We start from the raw sequence: 16,725 nt of genomic DNA on the forward strand, positions 1-16,725 counted from the left end.
GCAGGCTCAGGCAATAACCCGGGCAACCTGCTGCGCGCGAACAAGCCCAGTCGTCGCCAGGCCCTGAAGCCTTGCCACCAGCACGGCGCGGGCGGTTGGCGAGGTGGCCGGGTCGATAATCCGATACTGGCGATCGCACCAGCCGCTGATCTCCTGTAGCCAGCCGGCCTGCAGGACGGGCTCGGCGTCCAGGCGCTGCAACAGGTAGGCCACTTGCTGCCAGCCAGACAACAGGTGGAGCACCGCCAGGCGACGCGGCGCCGAGCATTCATGCCAATGGCGGTCCAACCAGGCGCTTGCCTCGACATTGACGGTCGCCCAGGGCAGCTTGCCCAACTGCACGATGGTGGCGGCGAACACCTTGTCCGAAGGGTCGCCCAGCATGCCGAACAGCTCACCCGCAATGGCCTCCCCTGCCTGGTGCACCGCAGCAAAACGCACGGAGGGGTAGCGCGATTGCAAGGCGGCCCTCCACCACGCGAGGGGGAGTTCCACCTGCAGCTCTGCGCCAAGGCCGAGCACGCCCAGCCAATCGCGTTTTGCGGTGGGCATTTCACCGGCCAGGCGCGCCGCCAGCACCGCCGCAGCGTCAACCCCGTAGCGCGGCGCCTGCCAACGCGCAAGGCTGCGGATCGCGGGCGAGGCATCCAGCAAGACCTGGCGCAGTACCGGCTGCGGGTCATCCAGCAAGGGCAGCAATGCCCGCAGCACACAGACCCGCACCTTGGCAGCCGCGTGTGGCAAGGCGTGCACTAACAGCGGTACGGCTTGCGCAGCGGGGAGCGCCTGGCACGCAGCAACCGCTGCCAGGCGAACGGTCAATTCGCGATGGGCCAAGGCATCACGCAGCAGGGTTGCAGGCTCGGTGTCGACTTCCAGCAAGCGCGCAAACAGAAAACGCGCTGTCTTGCCTTGCCGGGTCAGAAAATCAAGGTGAACCTCACGCCGAACCTGCGCCCCCTGCAACACTGCACACACCTGTTCCAGGGTGGCAGCATGATCGACCCGGCGGCGCGCAGCCAGCGCCACCACTGACTCCAGGGCACACAACAATGACATCACATGGGCGCTTGTGAGGTAAGGCTGAATGCCCGCCTTGGCCAGTTCGCGAACCTGCGGCACCCAGTCATTCAACCGCTCGATCAGCGCCTGCAAGGCTTGCGGCGTTTGCTCGGCGCACAGCGCCCGTACCGCGACTTCTCGAACGAAGCCGTTGTCGTGATGGCTGAGGGTGATCCACGTATCGCCATCACGGGCAGACGCGATCAGTTCGAGGGCTTCATTACGCCGCTGCTCGGCCCAGGACCCTGCCGGTACCTGCCTTGCCTTTAGCCGACCCAACCAGTTGTTGATGGCGCTTACATTCATTCCCTTGTATTCCATGTGCGTGCAATGTGGGCTTCAGACGCTATTCGAAGGCTCAGGTTTCACGGCAGCTGATTTCGGAGCCTGGTTCAATCTGCTTCTGCAGCCAGCTGCCCCTCGATCCAGTCGATAAATGCCCGCACGTGTGGTCGTTTCAACTGCTCCTTGCGGGCGACCAGGTAGTAGGCAAAACGTGAAGGCCAGGGCCGGTCCACGGCCACCACCAGGCTGCCATCACGCAGCCCTTCCTCGGCATGTTGCGCCTGTACTAGGGCGATACCTTGACCACTCGCGGCCGCACTTAGCAACAGCAGCTCCTCGTCATAACTCGGCCCGCGTCGGCTGCGGCTGTCGGGCTCGAAGCCATGGGCCTGCAGCCACAAGGTCCAATCGGCACGGTCGGCATCCTGCAAACGCCTTCGCCCACCACACCGGCTACCGGCGCATGTTTGCGCCAGATCTCCTGACCCTGGGCATCTTCATGCCGCAGCGCTTTTATGACGGCGACCTGCAGGCCCTGGCCGGGCAGGCGCGGCTGGTCGGTGAAATCGACCGCCTGGGCTTTGCCGCTGCCTGGGTGCGCGATGTGCCGTTGTTTGACCCGGCCTTCGGTGATGCCGGTCAGGTATTCGACCCGTTCACCTATCTGGCTTACCTGGCCGCGCAAACCCGGCATATCGCCCTGGTGACCGGCAGCGCGATCTTTGCCTTGCTCCACCCGATCGACCTGGCCAAGGCCGCCGCCACCGTCGATACCTTGTCGGGCGGGCGCTTGGTGCTGGGCATCGCCTCGGGCGACCGGCCCGTGGAGTTTCCCGCCTACGGCCTGGACCACGGCAGCCGCGGCGAGCGCTTTGCGCACAGCGTGGACTACTTCCGCCAACTGTTGGCCGAGCACCCAGGGCCTATCCAGTCGCCGTTGGGCCAGCTCAGTAACGCCCGACTGTTGCCCAGGCCTGTGTCAGGGCGCATCCCCCTGGTGGTGACCGGCTCGTCGCGCCAGACCCTGCAGTGGCTGGGCGAGCACGCGGATGGCTGGCTGACCTATCCCGACGCCACCCATAACATCCTCGGGCCACGCCGCCTGGCCGAAAAAATCCGTGCCTGGCGCGAAGCGATCCCGGGTGGCGGGCTCCGCCCGCACATGACCAACGAATGGATCGACCTGGACGACGATCCCAACTTCCCGCGTACGCCACAGCAAGGCGGCTATGTGCTGCGCACCGGGCGCAACGGGCTGATCGACTTGCTTGGCGAATGGCGCGAGGCTGGGGTCAATCATGCGGCCTTGGGGGTGCAGATGGCGCGGCGCCCGGCCCGGGAAATCATTCAGGAACTGGCCGAAGAGGTATTGCCGCTGTTTCCGGCGCTGGCCGGGCCTGCGCCGCAGTCGCAAGACTGGTAAAGCGTGCCAGGCATCGCAGATGCACAGCAGACGGTATGGGGCTTGCCCGCGAAGCAGGCACCGCGGTGGATGGCACGCGCTTCGCCCGTGTTCGCGGGCAAGCCCGCTCCCACCCGAACCGTGTAGCCGGCAAGGCTAGCGCCAACCTGTGGGAGCTGGCTTGCCAGCGATGCGGCCGGAACAAGCACTACAAAACAGTTGCTCTCACACGGGCACTGCTAGAACAGTGAAATGTGAGGTTTTCTACAGAAGCGGGCTTGCCTGTGGCATTGCCGCGAGCCACTGCATCATCAACCGTGCCAGCACTTGAGGCTGTTCAAGCGGGATCATATGTCCGGAGCCTTGAATGATCTCAAGGCGTGCTCCCGGGATCTGGCTGCATAAGGCTTCAGCCTCTTCAACTTGCCTCAGCGCGTCCTGCGCTGCTGCAATCACAAGTGTCGGGCACTGGATCTGATGAGGCCTCACACCCGCTCTGGTCAGCAGCGACTGTGTGGCAAATACCGCATGCCCCATGCGTGCCCCCATCTCACGAATCCTGCCAGTCAGGGTGGTATCCGCAGCACGCTGCGGATGCACCGACTGCCTGATGGCAGCCAGGCTCAAACCGCGAAACTGCCCGTGAGCCGACGCATCGACCGCCGCTTGTTTGGCTTTCTGCCGCTCGGGCGAATCTTCGCGCAGGGAGGTAGCGATCAGTATCAGGGCAGCCACACGATCAGGGCACTGCTGCACGATTGATCTCGCCACATAGCCCCCAAGGGAAAAACCAACGAGGACGAAACGAGGCGGCGCACTTGCCACGACATGTCGGGCGATCTGGGCAAGGGTTTGCCCCTTGAGCAGGTTGGCCCGGTGGACCTCACACGTAGCGGGCAGGCTCTCGACCACTTCATCCCAGAGTGTTTCGTCCAGCATGAAGCCTGGGATCAACACCAGGGGGAGCGCGTTTTCAGGGGGCATGTTCTTCACCAGGCAAATCCAGACAGCAGCATACGGGCCAACGCTGATCAGTTACACAGCGGGTCGCGCAACGCATCGGCAATGTGTGCGTACAACGCATCGGCGGCGCGTGAGCCTGCGGAGTCTCGACTGCGGGTCAGTACCACCTCCGCCACCGGCAGGTCCGGCAGGCCGTGCCGCAGGTCGAGCACCTTGAGGTGCGCCGGCAAGCTGCAGCGGGTGACCACCGCCACCGCCAGGCCACTGTCCATCGCCGTCAATTGGCCGCTGAGGTTGGGGCTGTTGTAGACCACGCGATACTCCCGGCCCAACCCGGTGATGGCGGCGAGTATCGATGTGCGCAAGCGATCGCTGAGCCCGTGCACCGCGATCGGCAGCGGGCTGCGCTTCCACGCCTCATGCTGCTCGGCGCCGCCCCATACCAGCGCTTCCCTGAACAGCAGTTCGCCGCGCGATGGCGCGTCACGGGTCAGCAGCGCCAGGTCGATCTGGCCACGGTCAACCTTTGCCCACAGGGTGGCTGAGTCCTCGCAGGCCAGGGTGACCTCAACCTCGCCGAAGCGGGTCATGAAACTGCGCAAGGCCGGCATCAGGTAGGTCACGGCATAGTCATCCGGCACACCCAGGGTAACGCGCCCGGACACCGCACCGCCGTGCATCGCGTCTACCATCGTCGAGTGGGCCTCGAGCAACTTGCGCGCGTGGCCGAGCAGGTCATAGCCGGCGGGGGTCAACGACAGCTGCCGAGGCTCGCGCTTGAACATCGGCCGGCCGAGGCTGTCCTCGAGCTTTTTCAGCTGCATGCTCACTGCCGACTGGGAGCGAGCGACCTGACGCGCGGCTGCCGTCATCGACCCGCTGTCCACCACGGCCAGAAACGTGCGCAACCAGTCGATCTGTAAATCCTTGGACTGCATGGTGGCGCGCTACCATTCGATAATCGAATGCCTTGTATAACAGATATTCGCTTTTCTGGAGTATCCCTGTGCCAGCAAACTTGTCGCTACAACGACAGCATCAGCACAGCAGTGAGTACGTCCCATGCCCCACCTGCACACCCGAAGCGAAATCTTGCGAGGCGCCAAAGATGCGCTCCCGGTCATGTTCGCGGTCGCGCCCTACGCCATGGTCCTCGGCGCACAAGCCTCTCAGGTCGGCCTGTCTTTGGCTGAAGTGGGCGCGATGACGGGCCTCAACTTCGCCGGGGGTTCGGAGTTTGCCGCTATCAAATTGTGGGCGGCGGTTCCGCCAATGTTGACGATCGTGCTCATCACCCTGCTGATCAACAGCCGGCACATCGTCATGGGCGCCGCCTTGGCGCCGTTTCTCCAGCACCTGCCTAAACGCAAGGTGATTCCTGCGTTGTTCTTCATGGCCGACGAAGGGTGGGCGATCAGCTACGCCGACACCCTGCGCCGTTCGCAGGGCCAGCAACTGCCAGCGTTCAGTTGGCCGTACTACTGGGGCGCCTGCCTGCCCTTCTATCCCGTCTGGGTCGGTTTTGCATTGATCGGCGCGGCAATCGGCCCGGCGCTCGGCAATATTGAAGCTTATGGCTTTGCCATGGCCTTTCCGGCGGTGTTCATCGTGCTGCTCAGGGGCATGTGGAAGGGGCCGCGGCTGGCGTGCGCGTGGCTGGTCAGCCTGCTGGTGGCGATTCTGGTGTACCTGACGGTGCCGGGGGCCTGGTTCGTGTTTGCCGGCGTGATCGCGGGCATGCTGTTTACCTACCTGCGGGAGGTCATGCAATGATCAGCACAGCGGCTTTGCTGACAATACTGGGCATGGCCTCTGCCACCTACGCAACACGGCTGGCAGGCTACCTGTTGCTGCGCAAGCGCAAGCTCGGGCCGCGTGCCCGGGCCGTCATGGAGGCAGCACCGGGCTGCGTGCTGATTTCGGTGATCGCCCCGCACTTTGTCTCGCCTCATCCTGAAGAGCTGATTGCGCTGGGCATCACGCTGGTTGCCGCATGGCGATTGCCGATGCTGTTCACCGTCGCGATTGGCGTGGCGTCGTTGGCGGTACTGCGATTGTATTGGCAGTGAGAACCTGGGTTTTGCCCTTCTGCGCGATAAGGACGCTGCATGCTCGTCAACTCGGTCCGCCTAAGCCCCTCCTGCGCCAGCTTCGAGTGACTGATTTGCTTAAGATAATGCGTGTAAAACAGCCGCAACCATGTGCTCTTCACTGATTGTTCCGTCGACCCGCAACACTGCAGACTTCTGCTCTGCCAACCACGCCTCGTGCCACGCTCGGTTGCGCCCCGAGAAGTTAGGGTCGTCATACTGCGAGGCCCATTCGTGGAAGGCCGTGTGGATCCCGTGCATGTCGCCACCCGGTGCAATCCGATCGCCAAAGCGCTCTTTTTCACGCGCGGCCAGCCGGTCGAGGCGAATGGGCGTGGGGGTGACGACGAACACGGTCAGGTCGACGTGCGCAAGCAGGGCATCGCCCCACACCATGCAGGAACCGGTCAGTACCCAATCTTGGTCACCGAGCTGCTGCTGGATCACTTTCACGCGGTCAGGGACAGGCCGCTTGGTCGTGAACGGTGGGTCGGTGGGCATCCAGTAAGCATCATCGACATCGACATGCCGCGCACCCAGCACGGTCGCGAGGTTTTGACCCAAGGTGGTCACACCGGCACAGGAAGCACCCGTAATGTAGATTCGCAATTGTTCCTCCATGAATGCACGTCGAATTCGGGGCCGCACTATACACCCGACCTGCGCAAGGCGCTGAACCCGACGGCTGGCATCGGGTCAGCGTCAGGAAGAAAAGGCAGCCTCAACGCTCCATGACATAAGTACCCGGCGCAGGGCAAAGCGGCCGGTACTTGCGCGAGCCCAGCTTCTTTGGCGCTGCCAGGCTTTCGCCGGAACGCTGCCCAATCCATTCGCGCCAATGCGGCCACCAACTGCCTTGCTGGCGCTCCCCGGCGTGCTGCAGCCAGGTTTCCGGCGCCTCGGCGGCGGCGGGCGCCGCGTAGTAGAACGACTTGGGGTTGCCGGGTGGGTTTACCAGGCTTTGCAAGTGGCCGGCATTGGACAGCACGTAGGTCGTGTCCTCGCCAAACAGCCGGGCGGTGCCGTAGCAGCCTTGCCAGGGGGTGATGTGGTCGGTAGTGCCGCCCACCACATAGGCGCCCACCGTTACCTGGGTCATGTCGATCAACTCGCCGGCAATCTCCAGCGTGCCGGGGTTGCTGTAGGGATTTTGCTGGATGAGGTCGAGGTAGTCAGCGTGCAGCTGAGCGGGGAGCCGCGTGGTGTCGTCGTTCCAGGCGAGAATGTCGAATGCCGGCGGCGGGTTGCCCAGCAGGTAGTTGTTGACCCAGTAGTTCCAGATCAGGTCGTTTGGGCGCATCCAGGCGAACATGCGGCCCATGTCCTGGCCACTGAGCACGCCTTTGCGCCGGGAGCTGGCCTTGGCCGCGCGCAAGGCGGACGGCGTGGTGAACAGCCCCAGGGTGGTGTCGTTAAGCGCCGATGCCGTGTCGAGCACGCACACGGCCCAGGTGGTATTGGCCACCTTGTGGCCCTCGCCACGGGCTGCCAGCCAGCCCAAGTAGGCCGCCAGGGTGATGCCGCCCGAGCAGGAGCCCCACATGTTCACATCCGGGCTACGGGTAATCCGGCGCGCCACGTCCACCGCCTGATCGAGGCACAGCGCGTAATCGGACAAGCCCCAGTCACAGTGCTCGCGGGTGGGGTTGCGCCAACTGATGACGAACAGGCTTACGCCGCTGTCCTGTATCCACTTGACCAGGCTCTTTTCCGGCGACAGGTCGATGGCGTAGTACTTGTTGATTTGTGGCGGCGACATGACCAAGGGCCGGGCAAAGACCTTTTCGGTGGTGGGCGCGAACTGCAGCAGCTCGAACATTTCACAGCGAAACACCACCTCGCCCTTGGCCGTGGCGATGTTTTCACCCACCGTGAATGGCGTACTGTCGACCTGCCTCGGGAGGCCACGGTTGTTCAGCATGTCCTGGCCGAAGTGGCGCAGGCCTCTGGCCATGCTCATGCCGCCCGTGTCCACCAGTTTGCGCAGCGCCGTGGGATTGGTCAGCGGGGAGTTGCTCGGTGCCAAGGCATCGGCCAGCAGCGCTGCGACGAAGCGGGCGCGGCTTTTTTCCAGCGGGGCCAGGTCGGTGGCCTCGATGAAGCGGGTAAGCTCTGCCTGGCCAGCCAGGTAGCTCTGCAACAGTGCGCGCAGGAAGGCATTGGATTGCCAGGCCGGGTCGGCGAAGCGCTTGTCCTTCGGGTCTGGCGCGATGCTGGTGTTGCCTGCGACGATGCCGCGCAGCGCCTTAAGGTAGCCCCCCACATGGGCACCCGCCTTGAGCGGCGAGGTGCCCACGGCCTTGAGCAGGTAGCCGGCTGAACTGGCCAGGTCGGCCGGGCGCATGCTGACCAGGGGGTTACCCGCCAGGGGCTGGCTAGGGGTGACGGTCTCGTTCGTTTGCGTGGATCTGCTCATGGCGGCTCTTGATTCCGGGCACGGTTGTGTTGTGCTCCGACTCTAAGGCAGCCGTGGCTGCGGCCACTTCTCATCGCACGACAGCGGTTTTTCACTTCATGACGGGGGAGCGATCTGACCGAAAGCACCGGCAAACTCGGTGCCATCCACGCTATGGTCAACACGACTCCCCGAAAGAGCAATCACGGCTAGGCACCTCGATGCCTGGACACAGGATGCTAGCGCTCACCGCACCTTCCAGAGGCTCCGTTCGTTGACTGACTCACAGCACAGCCCTACCTACGCAAAACGGTTCGAAGCCGTGCTTGCCTACATCGACAACCATCTCGAAGATGACCTGTCGGTGAATGCACTGAGTCGCATCGCCAACTTCTCGGCGTTTCACTTCCATCGGCAGTTCACGGCGTTCATGGGCGTTCCGGTTTCACGCTATGTGCAACTGATGCGGCTTCGACGCGCGGCGCACCAATTGGTCGCCTCGCCCGCAACGTCCGTGCTGGAAGCCGCATTCGGCGCTGGTTTCGAAAGCCCCGAAGCCTTTTCCAGAGCCTTCAAGCGTGCCTTCGGCATGGCGCCGAGCGTGTTCGCCAAGGCCCCGAACTGGCAGGCCTGGGGTGCGGTATTCGTTGTTCCTCATCGTTCCAGGAGTATCACCATGCAGATCCGTATCGTGGATTTCACCGAAACCCGCGTAGCCGCGCTCGAACACCGAGGGGCGCCGGCCCTGGTCGGCGAAAGCGTCGCGCGTTTTCGCCACTGGCGCATGCACAGCGGCCAATCGCCAGTGGCCAGCTGCCGCACCTTCGGCATCCCCTACGACAACCCCGACACCACCCCAGCGCACGCCTTCCGCTTCGCCGTTTGCGGCGAGATAGACGAGGCTGTGCAGCCCAACGATTTCGGCGTGCACGAACGGCTTATTCCGGCGGGGCGCTGCGCGGTGATTCGCCATACCGGTTCGCCTGACTACATTGGCGAAACCATCTACCCGCTTTATCGTGACTGGTTGCCGTCGAGCAACGAAGAGCTGCGCGACCATCCGCTGTTCTTCCATTACCTGAGCGCATACCCGGAAACGCCCTTGGAGCAATGGCAAACGGATATCTACGTCCCGCTGAAGTAGGCCGTGCCATGCCCGCCCGGTGCCGGGCCACCGAGCCCCCACCCATGAGCCTCTTCGATAAAGTGCAGCACTGCCCGCGAACGCTCGTCAATCCGTGAAATCAGCGAAAGTTCACTGACCATTTCCGCTTGAGCCAGGGGCACGATGCGGATGCCCGGCATGGTCAGCCGGGTCATGGTTTCGGGCACGATGCTCAGGCCGATGCCGGCGGCCACCAGCCCGGGAATACTCATCAGCGACGGCACATACATGATGTTCTGCGGGTGCAACTGGTGCTGCCGGCACGCCTGGAGGGTGTGGGAGGTCAGGCCGATGCCGGTGCTGTCCTGGAGAAACACGAACTTTTCGTGACGCAGGGTCGACAGGTCCCCGCTGAAGCGGTCGGCCAATTCATGGTTGTCCGGGATGAGCAGGACGAGCCTGGACTGGCTGAATGGGTGGGTGCGCAGACGGTCCGGCAGGTGGTCCTTGAACACCCGGGCAAAGGCCAGGTCGAGTTTATGATCGAGCAACATGTCGAACTGCGCGCGAATACCGGCGTCGACCAGCGACACCTTGACCTCAGGGAACGTGCTGAAGTAATGCCGGAGCAATTGCGGCAAATTGGCTTCGAACAATGCCGAGTGGTAACCGATGTTGATTTCGCCCACCTCCCCCCGCTTGGCACGCCGGGCCGCGGCCATTGCCCGTTCGCTGGCCTCGATGGACTGCCGCGCGTGAGGCAGGAACGCCTCGCCGGCAGCGGTCAACGCCACGCCGCGGTTCTCCCGCCGGAACAGCGTCAGCCCGAGCTCAGACTCAAGCGTTCGCATCAACTGGCTCAGTGCCGGTTGTGCAATGCCCAGTTGCTCAGCCGCCCGGCTGAAATGCTGCAGGTCAGCGGCGACCACAAACGCTCTCAGGTGACGCAGTTCCATAATCGCTACTCATAAGGCTGGCTTATCTATTTATCGTGATTTCGATAATTATTCTGCAAGCAGGATGCGCTAACGTCTATTCACTTCGACGATTCCTTACCACTGCACTGCCCGGGCGGAATCGTATGGGTATTCCGACACCATAAAAACAATGACGAGCCCCCTTATGAGCACAATCAGTGACGCGCCTCATGATTCGCGCATGCCTCGCAAAGCGGTGACCGCCGCGACCATTGGCACAGCCCTGGAATGGTTCGACTTCACGTTGTATGGCGCGATGTCCGCGACCATTCTGCCGAAGTTGTTTTTCCCGGCGATGGAACCCACCGCAGGCCTGCTCGCTTCGCTGGCAACGTTCGGTGTCGGCCTGGCCGCGCGGCCCCTGGGCGCCATTACCTGTGGCTACCTCGGTGACAAACTCGGCCGCCGCAACTTGATGCTGGCCACCGTAACCATGATGGGCCTGGCTTCGGTACTGATGGGGTTATTGCCCACCTACGGCCAGGTGGGTATCTGGGCGCCGATCCTGCTGGTGCTGCTGCGGATCATTCAAGGCTTCGCACTGGGTGGCGAGTCCACTGGCGCGCAACTGATGGCGCTGGAACACGCCTCCCCCGACCGTCGCGGGCGCTATTCCGGCATGCTCGGCCTGTGCTCACCCCTTAGCCAGATTTTGGCCAACGGCGTATTGATGGGCCTGGCAGCGACGCTTTCAAGCGAGCAATTCGAAAGTTTCGGCTGGCGAATCCCGTTCCTGATGAGCTTCGTCCTGGTCATCGTCGCGATTTTCATCCGCCTGAAAGTTGATGAAACCCCGGCCTTCATGGCCTTGAAGAAGGCCCCGCTCAAACAGGAAAAGAGCCCGCTCACATCAGCCGTGAGCAGCCATTACAAACCATCCTGCGACTGATGCTGTTCTTCTGCTCACCCGCTGCGCTGTTCTACTTGATCGTGATTTTCTCCCTCAGCTACCTGACCAAGCACCTCGGCTTTAGTCAATCGACGGGGTTCATGTCGCTGATGGTGGCTAACATGTGCGCGATTTTCGGTGCGCTTGCCGGTGGTTATCTGTCCGATCGGTGGGGGCGTAAAAAAGCGCTGGCATTGGGTTCGTGCATGACGTTGCTGATCCTGTTCGTCTACTTCCCAATCCTCAACACTCTTAACGTCCCCGCCATCATGGCAATCATGGGGCTGTTCCTGGGCTTCACTCAGTTCCAAAGCGGCATCCAGCCTGTAGCCTTCGCCGAAGCGTTTCCTACCCAGGTCCGCTACTCGGGCTCGGCACTGGCCTACACAGGCGCCAATCTGGTGATCGGTGGCCCAATGCCGATGATCGCCGTGTGGCTGATGAGCCAGTCGAACAACTCGCCGTGGCCGCTGGTGACGTTGTGCGCGGTGATCAACCTGATTTCGCTGGCGATGATCATCACCGGCCGGGAAACCCGTGGCATCGACCTGAACGCGGTCGCCGAAGACGACGCCGTCGAAGCCCGCGCTACCACCCTTCTTTCCAAATAACGCAGCAGGACAATCATGAATCGCACCGTTTTCATCCTTAACGGCCCTAACTTGAACCTGCTGGGCCGCCGTGAGCCGCACATCTACGGCCACACTACGCTTGAGCAAATCCGCCAACGCAGTGAAAGCCTGGCGCTGGAACTTGACCTGATATGCGACTTTCGCCAAACCAACCACGAAGGCGTCATGGTCGACTGGATTCAAGAAGCCTTTGAGCAAGGCGCTGCAGTAATCATCAACCCGGCTGGCCTTTCGTTTCACTCGATTCCAGTACTGGATGCGCTGAAATTACTCGACACACCGCTGGTCGAACTGCACCTGTCGAACATTCATGCACGGGACGAACTGCACCGCCACTCGATCATGTCTGGCGTGGTCAATACAGTGATCTGCGGCATGGGCGCTGACGGGTATCCCCTCGCAATCCGAGCTATCGATGCTTTACTGCGGCGTCGGGCAGCCAACACTTAACCGCCCTTCACCGGACGCTGACTGGCTGGCCCTTCGGCAACTTCGGAACGTCGCTTACACCCTGAACCGCCCCACCAGCGCTGTCATTTCCCCCACCAGGCCCGACAGCGCCTGGCTCGCCGCACGGGTCTGCTGCGCCCCTGTCGCCGACTGGTTCGACAACTCGCGAATATTCAGCAGGTTCCGGTCCACTTCCCGTGCCACCTGGGCCTGCTCCTCCGCCGCACTGGCGATCACCAGGTTGCGCTCGTTGATCTCGCCGATGGCGCTGTAGATGCCTTCCAACACCTGCCCCGACGCCAGGGTGACGTCCAGGGTCGACTGGGCCCGGCTGGTGCTGGCCTGCATCGAGACAACCGCGGCTTCGGTACCCTGCTGCACGCGCCCGATCATCTGTTCGATTTCCTGAGTCGATGCTTGTGTGCGGTAGGCGAGCGTACGCACCTCGTCCGCTACCACCGCAAAACCGCGCCCGGCCTCACCGGCGCGGGCGGCCTCGATGGCGGCGTTGAGCGCCAGTAAGTTGGTCTGCTCGGACACCGTACGGATCACTTCCAGCACCTTGCCGATGTCCCGCACCTGCCCCACAAGCTGCTCCAGGTGCCCACTGCTGGCCTGGATCTCATGGGTCATGGCCTCGGTACCGTCGATGTTCTCGTTGACTTGCCGGCGGCTTTTTTCAGCCAGCTGATTCGATGCCTGCGTGGTCTGGGACGTGGAGACGGCGTTACGTGCGACCTCCTCGACCGCCGTGGTCATTTCGGTGACGGCAGTGGCAGCCTGCTCCAGCTCCTGGCCCTGCTGGCGCAGGTTATTGGCGCTTTCCTCGGTAACGGTGTTCAGCGCCGTCGCCGCGTCAGCCAGCTGTTGTGTGCAGCTGCTGAGCTTGCCGAGGGTTTCGCGCTGGCTCTGCTGCATGCGCTCCAGTTCGTGGAACAGCTGGCCGATTTCGTTGCGCCGCTGCACCACCACCGGCACGCTCAGGTCGCCGCCGGCGATGCGCTGAAAGTGCTGGCCAGCTTCACGCAATGGGTGCAACACACGCTGTGCAATGAAGGCCCAGCACAGCGCCGCCAGCAGCAACGTCACGCCCAGCAGCCCCAGGCTCAGCAGTTGTGCGCGCTCCAGGCGGCGGTCGGACTCGAGCATGATCTGCTGGCTGCGCTCGCTCAAGGTGGCAACCAGTTGCTGACGCAGCGCCTGCAAGCGACCCATGGCATTGCCAGCGTCGGTGTTGACCTTGAAGTACTGCTCCAGCGAGCGCTGCCGCACGGCCTCACGCTGCCCCGCCACCGCCTTGGCGTAGTCGGCGAAGGTGGCCTGCAGCTCCTTGGCCGCTGCATGCAGCGCCGGCTCGCGGGCGTTGTCGACGAACGCATCGACCAGCTTCTGGCTCTTGTCGTTCAATTCGACCGACAGCGCCATGCGCTTGTTCGCACTCTCGTCATGGCCGCCCAGTTGCTCGATAAAACCCGAGGACACGTTGGCGCTGGCGCGGATCGCCATGAGCAACGCATTGTTCAACCGGTCCGACTGGTGCGCGGTCTGGTCCAGTTCGCTGATCTGCTCATCGCTGCCCACCGCCGCGCGCCAGGCGCTGACGGTGGAGAACAGCAAGGTCAGGCTGAACAGCGACAGCACCCAGAACATTCCGGTGCGGATCTTCAGGTCGGCAAACATACGGGCAGTACTCCTCATGGTCCTGTTGGCACCCCTTCTCATCGGGATTTCGACGGCGGGTGAGCAGGTATCGGAGTGGCTGCGGCGGGCTTGAGTGGCGCTGAGGCGCTTGTGTGCGGTAACCGAACGATTGTTGCTGGCAACTTGCATGTGGCGGCGCATACGTGCAAGGGTAAAAAAGGAACGTCAGTCATCAGAAAAGGAAGATAAGCACCTTATGCTTGGAATCACACGTATCCATCGCTACGTGCGCCCATTGCCTGCAAGCCAAGCAGCAGCCAGTGGGCGTGACGTCAAAGTCAAACCAGGCGCCCGCCTGGCCGCGAAGCTTGCCACCCTCCTCTGCACACCCCGCGCCGTCCCGCCCTACCTCTGGGTCAACCCCGAGCGCCCCCCTGTAGATCGCATGCCCCCCACCTGACCGCCCACGCGCCGTCATCGCACCGGCCTCGCCATTCAGTGGCTGAAGGCGGGATGTCTCACGCAAAAAAAGGGGCAACACCCAATGATCATGTTTCAGGGCAAGAAAATTCACAGCGCCATCTTCGACATGGATGGCACGATGTTCGACACCGAGCGACTGCGTTTCAGGACGCTGAAGCAAGCTTCACTGGAAATCTTCGGCACCGCCTTGAGCGAGCAAACGCTGATCGGCTCGCTGGGCCTGAGCGCGAAAAAGGCCGAGGCCCTCGCCAAGGCTCACAACGGCGATGACTTTCCCTATGTGCAGATCCGCCAGCGCGCCGATGAGCTCGAACTGGCGTACGTGCGCAACCATGGCGTGCCGATCAAAGCCGGCCTGCTCGAGGTGCTGGAGCGCCTGCGCAAGTCCGGCCTGACCCTGGCGGTCGCCACGTCCAGCCGCCGCGCCATCGCCGAGGAGTACCTGATCAACGCCAACGTGCTCAAGTACTTCGACATCACCGTTTGCGGCGACGAAGTCAGCCAAGGCAAACCCCACCCAGAAATCTTCCTGCACGCCGCCCGCGCGCTCAATTGCCAACCCGGCCAGTGCTTCATGGTCGAGGACTCGGAAAACGGCCTGCTCTCAGCGATCCGCGCCGGGGGCCAGTCAATCCTGATCGAGGACATCAAGCCGCCCGCGCCCGAGGTCAAGGCCGGCGCGCTGATGGCCTACCGTGGCATGCACGCCTTCCTCGCCGACTTGAGCGAGTGCGTGCCCGACTTGGGCATGCCGGCGCTCGACGAGGCATTCCCTGTCTCACTGAACCAGTTCCGTGTCGGCATCCACGGCTTCGGCGCCATCGGTGGCGGCTACCTGACCCAGGTGCTGTCCCATTGGGACGGCTACACGCGCCCCTGCGAAATCATTGCCGCGACCCGTTCGCGCATGCTCCGCGAATCGGTCGCTGCGTTCGGCCGCTACAGCGTGCGCTACGGCGCCACCGCGTTCGACCAGACCATCGACAATGTGCGCATGATCGACATGGACGACGAGGAGGCAGTGATCGAGATGTACAACGCCGCCGAAGTCGTCGGCATGAGCCTGCCCGAGCAGGCCATCGCGCATCAGGCCAAGGTCATTGCCAAGGGTTTGCTGCGGCGCTTCGAACGCAGGGGGCGCGAGCTGACCGTACTGATCGTGTTGAACAAGATTGGCGGTGCGGCGTTCGTCCGGCGCCAGGTGCAGGCGCAGTTGGCGCTGCTGTGCACACCACAGGTGTGCAAGCAGGTGCTGGAAAAGACCCATTTCGCCGAAACGGTGGTTAGCCGCATCGTTTCCAAGATCAGCAATGACGCGCTGGTTCGGCAGTTACGCATCAAGTCGCAGATCTTCAAGAACAGCCTGGAGGATGAGCCAGCGGTCACCCGCAAGCTCGCCACGCCAACCCCTGAATATGAACGGCTTATCGGGCACTTCCGGCCCTTTGCACACTCCAGCAGTGCCATGAGCCAGTTGCACCTGATCCTGTTCAACAGCGAGCCCGACATGCCGCTGTACGTAGAGCGAGGCAGTGATTTACTGGAGCGGCTGCGCCAGGTAAAAACGGTCGCGGACATTACCCAGATCCAGATCATCAAGAACCGCTTGTGGAACGGGCCGCACGCGATCATCGCCTGGTATGCGAGCCTGCTGGGGCACACCTGGGTCGGCCAGGGCATGGGGGACGCCCGCGTCAGTGCACTGGCGCAGCGCCTGATTCATCAGGAAGTGGCGCCAGCGTTGATGGCCGAATACCCGCAGATGTCAGAGGTCGTCAGCAGCTTTGCCAATGCGTTTCTCGAACGGTGCAAAACCTCGTTCAAGGACCCTTGCGTGCGGGTTGGGCGCGACCCCATGCGTAAATTGCAGCGTAACGAGCGCATCCTCAGCAGCATCGACCTGGCCCGCCAGCATGGCATTCAAACGCCTGCGCTGGCGTTTGGGGCGGCGCTGGCCATTCACTATGCGCTGCACGGCAACGCCAGCAAAGATCGCGAGGCCCAGTTGATCAAGGCGCTGTACACGGCCAGCGGCGAACGTGTCGAAGCGGTGCTCACCCATGACGGGGAGTATCAGGGCAAGCCTTATCCGGGGCTGGACCCGGTCAGGGATGCGGCGCTGGTCGAAAGCATTTCGGCCAACTTCCGGCTGTTGCTGGAGCGGGACAGGGCTGACTGGGCACTGCCCGCTGCGTTGGCGCGGGGGTCGTCTGAGTGTGGTAGGGCATCGGCCAAGCATTCGCTACCGGTTGCTTGAAGCGGTTTGGTAAGGGCGATGTATCGATGTGTTCGCCCTGACATCGTCAGCGCCTGGGAAATCGAGCGCCGCCCGCGCGGCGCATCGCGAGCTC

The 16,725-nt window shown here is 62.9% G+C and carries 14 protein-coding genes and 1 pseudogene; 7 read left to right on the forward strand and 8 right to left on the reverse strand.

Features of this window, described 5'->3' with window-relative positions; translation table 11 throughout:
- Positions 1-6 precede the first annotated feature (6 nt).
- Positions 7-1,368: a HEAT repeat domain-containing protein gene (locus tag LOY53_RS15390; protein WP_252824682.1), complete on the reverse strand. Its 1,362-nt coding sequence runs from the start codon at positions 1,366-1,368 to the stop codon at positions 7-9.
- An 86-nt stretch (positions 1,369-1,454) separates the two neighbouring features.
- Positions 1,455-1,778 carry a LysR substrate-binding domain-containing protein gene (locus LOY53_RS15395; RefSeq protein WP_252824683.1) on the reverse strand — a complete coding sequence of 108 codons (324 nt, stop codon included), beginning with the start codon at positions 1,776-1,778 and terminating at the stop codon, positions 1,455-1,457.
- Between the two features lie 32 nt (positions 1,779-1,810).
- Here LOY53_RS15395 and LOY53_RS15400 point away from each other — a divergent pair, with 32 nt between their 5' ends.
- A complete protein-coding gene (locus LOY53_RS15400) occupies positions 1,811-2,770 on the forward strand; it encodes an LLM class oxidoreductase (RefSeq protein WP_252824684.1) in 960 nt (319 codons plus the stop codon).
- A 243-nt stretch (positions 2,771-3,013) separates the two neighbouring features.
- Here LOY53_RS15400 and LOY53_RS15405 read toward each other — a convergent pair whose 3' ends face one another.
- Both LOY53_RS15405 and LOY53_RS15410 read right to left on the reverse strand, forming a co-directional pair.
- Positions 3,014-3,733 carry an alpha/beta fold hydrolase gene (locus LOY53_RS15405; RefSeq protein ID WP_252827431.1) on the reverse strand — a complete coding sequence of 240 codons (720 nt, stop codon included), beginning with the start codon at positions 3,731-3,733 and terminating at the stop codon, positions 3,014-3,016.
- Between the two features lie 47 nt (positions 3,734-3,780).
- Positions 3,781-4,650, reverse strand: a complete 870-nt coding sequence (locus LOY53_RS15410; RefSeq protein WP_258702906.1) for a LysR family transcriptional regulator — start codon at positions 4,648-4,650, stop codon at positions 3,781-3,783.
- A gap of 124 nt (positions 4,651-4,774) precedes the next feature.
- Here LOY53_RS15410 and LOY53_RS15415 point away from each other — a divergent pair, with 124 nt between their 5' ends.
- Both LOY53_RS15415 and LOY53_RS15420 read left to right on the forward strand, forming a co-directional pair.
- On the forward strand, positions 4,775-5,485 hold the full coding sequence (locus LOY53_RS15415) for an AzlC family ABC transporter permease (RefSeq protein WP_258702907.1): 711 nt from the start codon (positions 4,775-4,777) through the stop codon (positions 5,483-5,485).
- Positions 5,482-5,781, forward strand: a complete 300-nt coding sequence (locus LOY53_RS15420; protein ID WP_252824689.1) for an AzlD family protein — start codon at positions 5,482-5,484, stop codon at positions 5,779-5,781. The genes LOY53_RS15415 and LOY53_RS15420 overlap by 4 nt, the downstream gene beginning before the upstream one ends.
- A 99-nt stretch (positions 5,782-5,880) precedes the next feature.
- On the opposite strand, the gene LOY53_RS15425 is transcribed toward LOY53_RS15420, so the two are convergent.
- Both LOY53_RS15425 and LOY53_RS15430 read right to left on the reverse strand, forming a co-directional pair.
- On the reverse strand, positions 5,881-6,411 hold the full coding sequence (locus LOY53_RS15425) for an adenylate kinase (protein ID WP_258704175.1): 531 nt from the start codon (positions 6,409-6,411) through the stop codon (positions 5,881-5,883).
- A 112-nt stretch (positions 6,412-6,523) separates the two neighbouring features.
- Positions 6,524-8,218 (reverse strand): alpha/beta fold hydrolase, encoded by a 1,695-nt coding sequence (locus LOY53_RS15430; RefSeq protein ID WP_258702908.1) that lies wholly within the window; start codon positions 8,216-8,218, stop codon positions 6,524-6,526.
- A gap of 253 nt (positions 8,219-8,471) precedes the next feature.
- On the opposite strand from LOY53_RS15430, the gene LOY53_RS15435 reads away from it, so the two are divergent.
- Positions 8,472-9,341: a GyrI-like domain-containing protein gene (locus tag LOY53_RS15435; RefSeq protein WP_258702909.1), complete on the forward strand. Its 870-nt coding sequence runs from the start codon at positions 8,472-8,474 to the stop codon at positions 9,339-9,341.
- Here LOY53_RS15435 and LOY53_RS15440 read toward each other — a convergent pair.
- Positions 9,323-10,258 (reverse strand): LysR family transcriptional regulator, encoded by a 936-nt coding sequence (locus LOY53_RS15440; protein WP_258702910.1) that lies wholly within the window; start codon positions 10,256-10,258, stop codon positions 9,323-9,325. The two genes, LOY53_RS15435 and LOY53_RS15440, sit on opposite strands and share 19 nt — an antisense overlap.
- A 166-nt stretch (positions 10,259-10,424) precedes the next feature.
- On the opposite strand from LOY53_RS15440, the pseudogene LOY53_RS26710 reads away from it, so the two are divergent.
- Both LOY53_RS26710 and LOY53_RS15455 read left to right on the forward strand, forming a co-directional pair.
- Positions 10,425-11,779, forward strand: a pseudogene (locus LOY53_RS26710) (MFS transporter).
- Between the two features lie 15 nt (positions 11,780-11,794).
- Positions 11,795-12,250 (forward strand): type II 3-dehydroquinate dehydratase, encoded by a 456-nt coding sequence (locus tag LOY53_RS15455; RefSeq protein ID WP_258702913.1) that lies wholly within the window; start codon positions 11,795-11,797, stop codon positions 12,248-12,250.
- Positions 12,251-12,304: 54 nt separating this feature from the next.
- On the opposite strand, the gene LOY53_RS15460 is transcribed toward LOY53_RS15455, so the two are convergent.
- A complete protein-coding gene (locus LOY53_RS15460; RefSeq protein WP_258702914.1) occupies positions 12,305-13,930 on the reverse strand; it encodes a methyl-accepting chemotaxis protein in 1,626 nt (541 codons plus the stop codon).
- Between the two features lie 505 nt (positions 13,931-14,435).
- On the opposite strand from LOY53_RS15460, the gene mtlD reads away from it, so the two are divergent.
- A complete protein-coding gene (gene mtlD / locus LOY53_RS15465) occupies positions 14,436-16,631 on the forward strand; it encodes a bifunctional mannitol-1-phosphate dehydrogenase/phosphatase (protein ID WP_258702915.1) in 2,196 nt (731 codons plus the stop codon).
- Positions 16,632-16,725 lie beyond the last annotated feature (94 nt).

The sequence above is a fragment of the Pseudomonas sp. B21-031 genome (assembly GCF_024748985.1).
Classification (GTDB): Bacteria; Pseudomonadota; Gammaproteobacteria; order Pseudomonadales; family Pseudomonadaceae; genus Aquipseudomonas; species Aquipseudomonas kermanshahensis.

Bases quoted from the DNA above. Each gene is read 5' to 3' on its own strand.
- LOY53_RS15400 (WP_252824684.1), top strand. From the start codon at position 1,811: ATGTTTGCGCCAGATCTCCTGACCCTGGGCATCTTCATGCCGCAGCGC.
- LOY53_RS15460 (WP_258702914.1), bottom strand. From the start codon at position 13,930: ATGTTTGCCGACCTGAAGATCCGCACCGGAATGTTCTGGGTGCTGTCG.
- LOY53_RS15420 (WP_252824689.1), top strand. From the start codon at position 5,482: ATGATCAGCACAGCGGCTTTGCTGACAATACTGGGCATGGCCTCTGCC.
- LOY53_RS15405 (WP_252827431.1), bottom strand. From the start codon at position 3,733: ATGCCCCCTGAAAACGCGCTCCCCCTGGTGTTGATCCCAGGCTTCATG.
- LOY53_RS15415 (WP_258702907.1), top strand. From the start codon at position 4,775: ATGCCCCACCTGCACACCCGAAGCGAAATCTTGCGAGGCGCCAAAGAT.
- LOY53_RS15455 (WP_258702913.1), top strand. From the start codon at position 11,795: ATGAATCGCACCGTTTTCATCCTTAACGGCCCTAACTTGAACCTGCTG.
- LOY53_RS15410 (WP_258702906.1), bottom strand. From the start codon at position 4,650: ATGCAGTCCAAGGATTTACAGATCGACTGGTTGCGCACGTTTCTGGCC.
- LOY53_RS15430 (WP_258702908.1), bottom strand. From the start codon at position 8,218: ATGAGCAGATCCACGCAAACGAACGAGACCGTCACCCCTAGCCAGCCC.
- LOY53_RS15390 (WP_252824682.1), bottom strand. From the start codon at position 1,368: ATGAATGTAAGCGCCATCAACAACTGGTTGGGTCGGCTAAAGGCAAGG.
- LOY53_RS15440 (WP_258702910.1), bottom strand. From the start codon at position 10,258: ATGGAACTGCGTCACCTGAGAGCGTTTGTGGTCGCCGCTGACCTGCAG.
- mtlD (WP_258702915.1), top strand. From the start codon at position 14,436: ATGATCATGTTTCAGGGCAAGAAAATTCACAGCGCCATCTTCGACATG.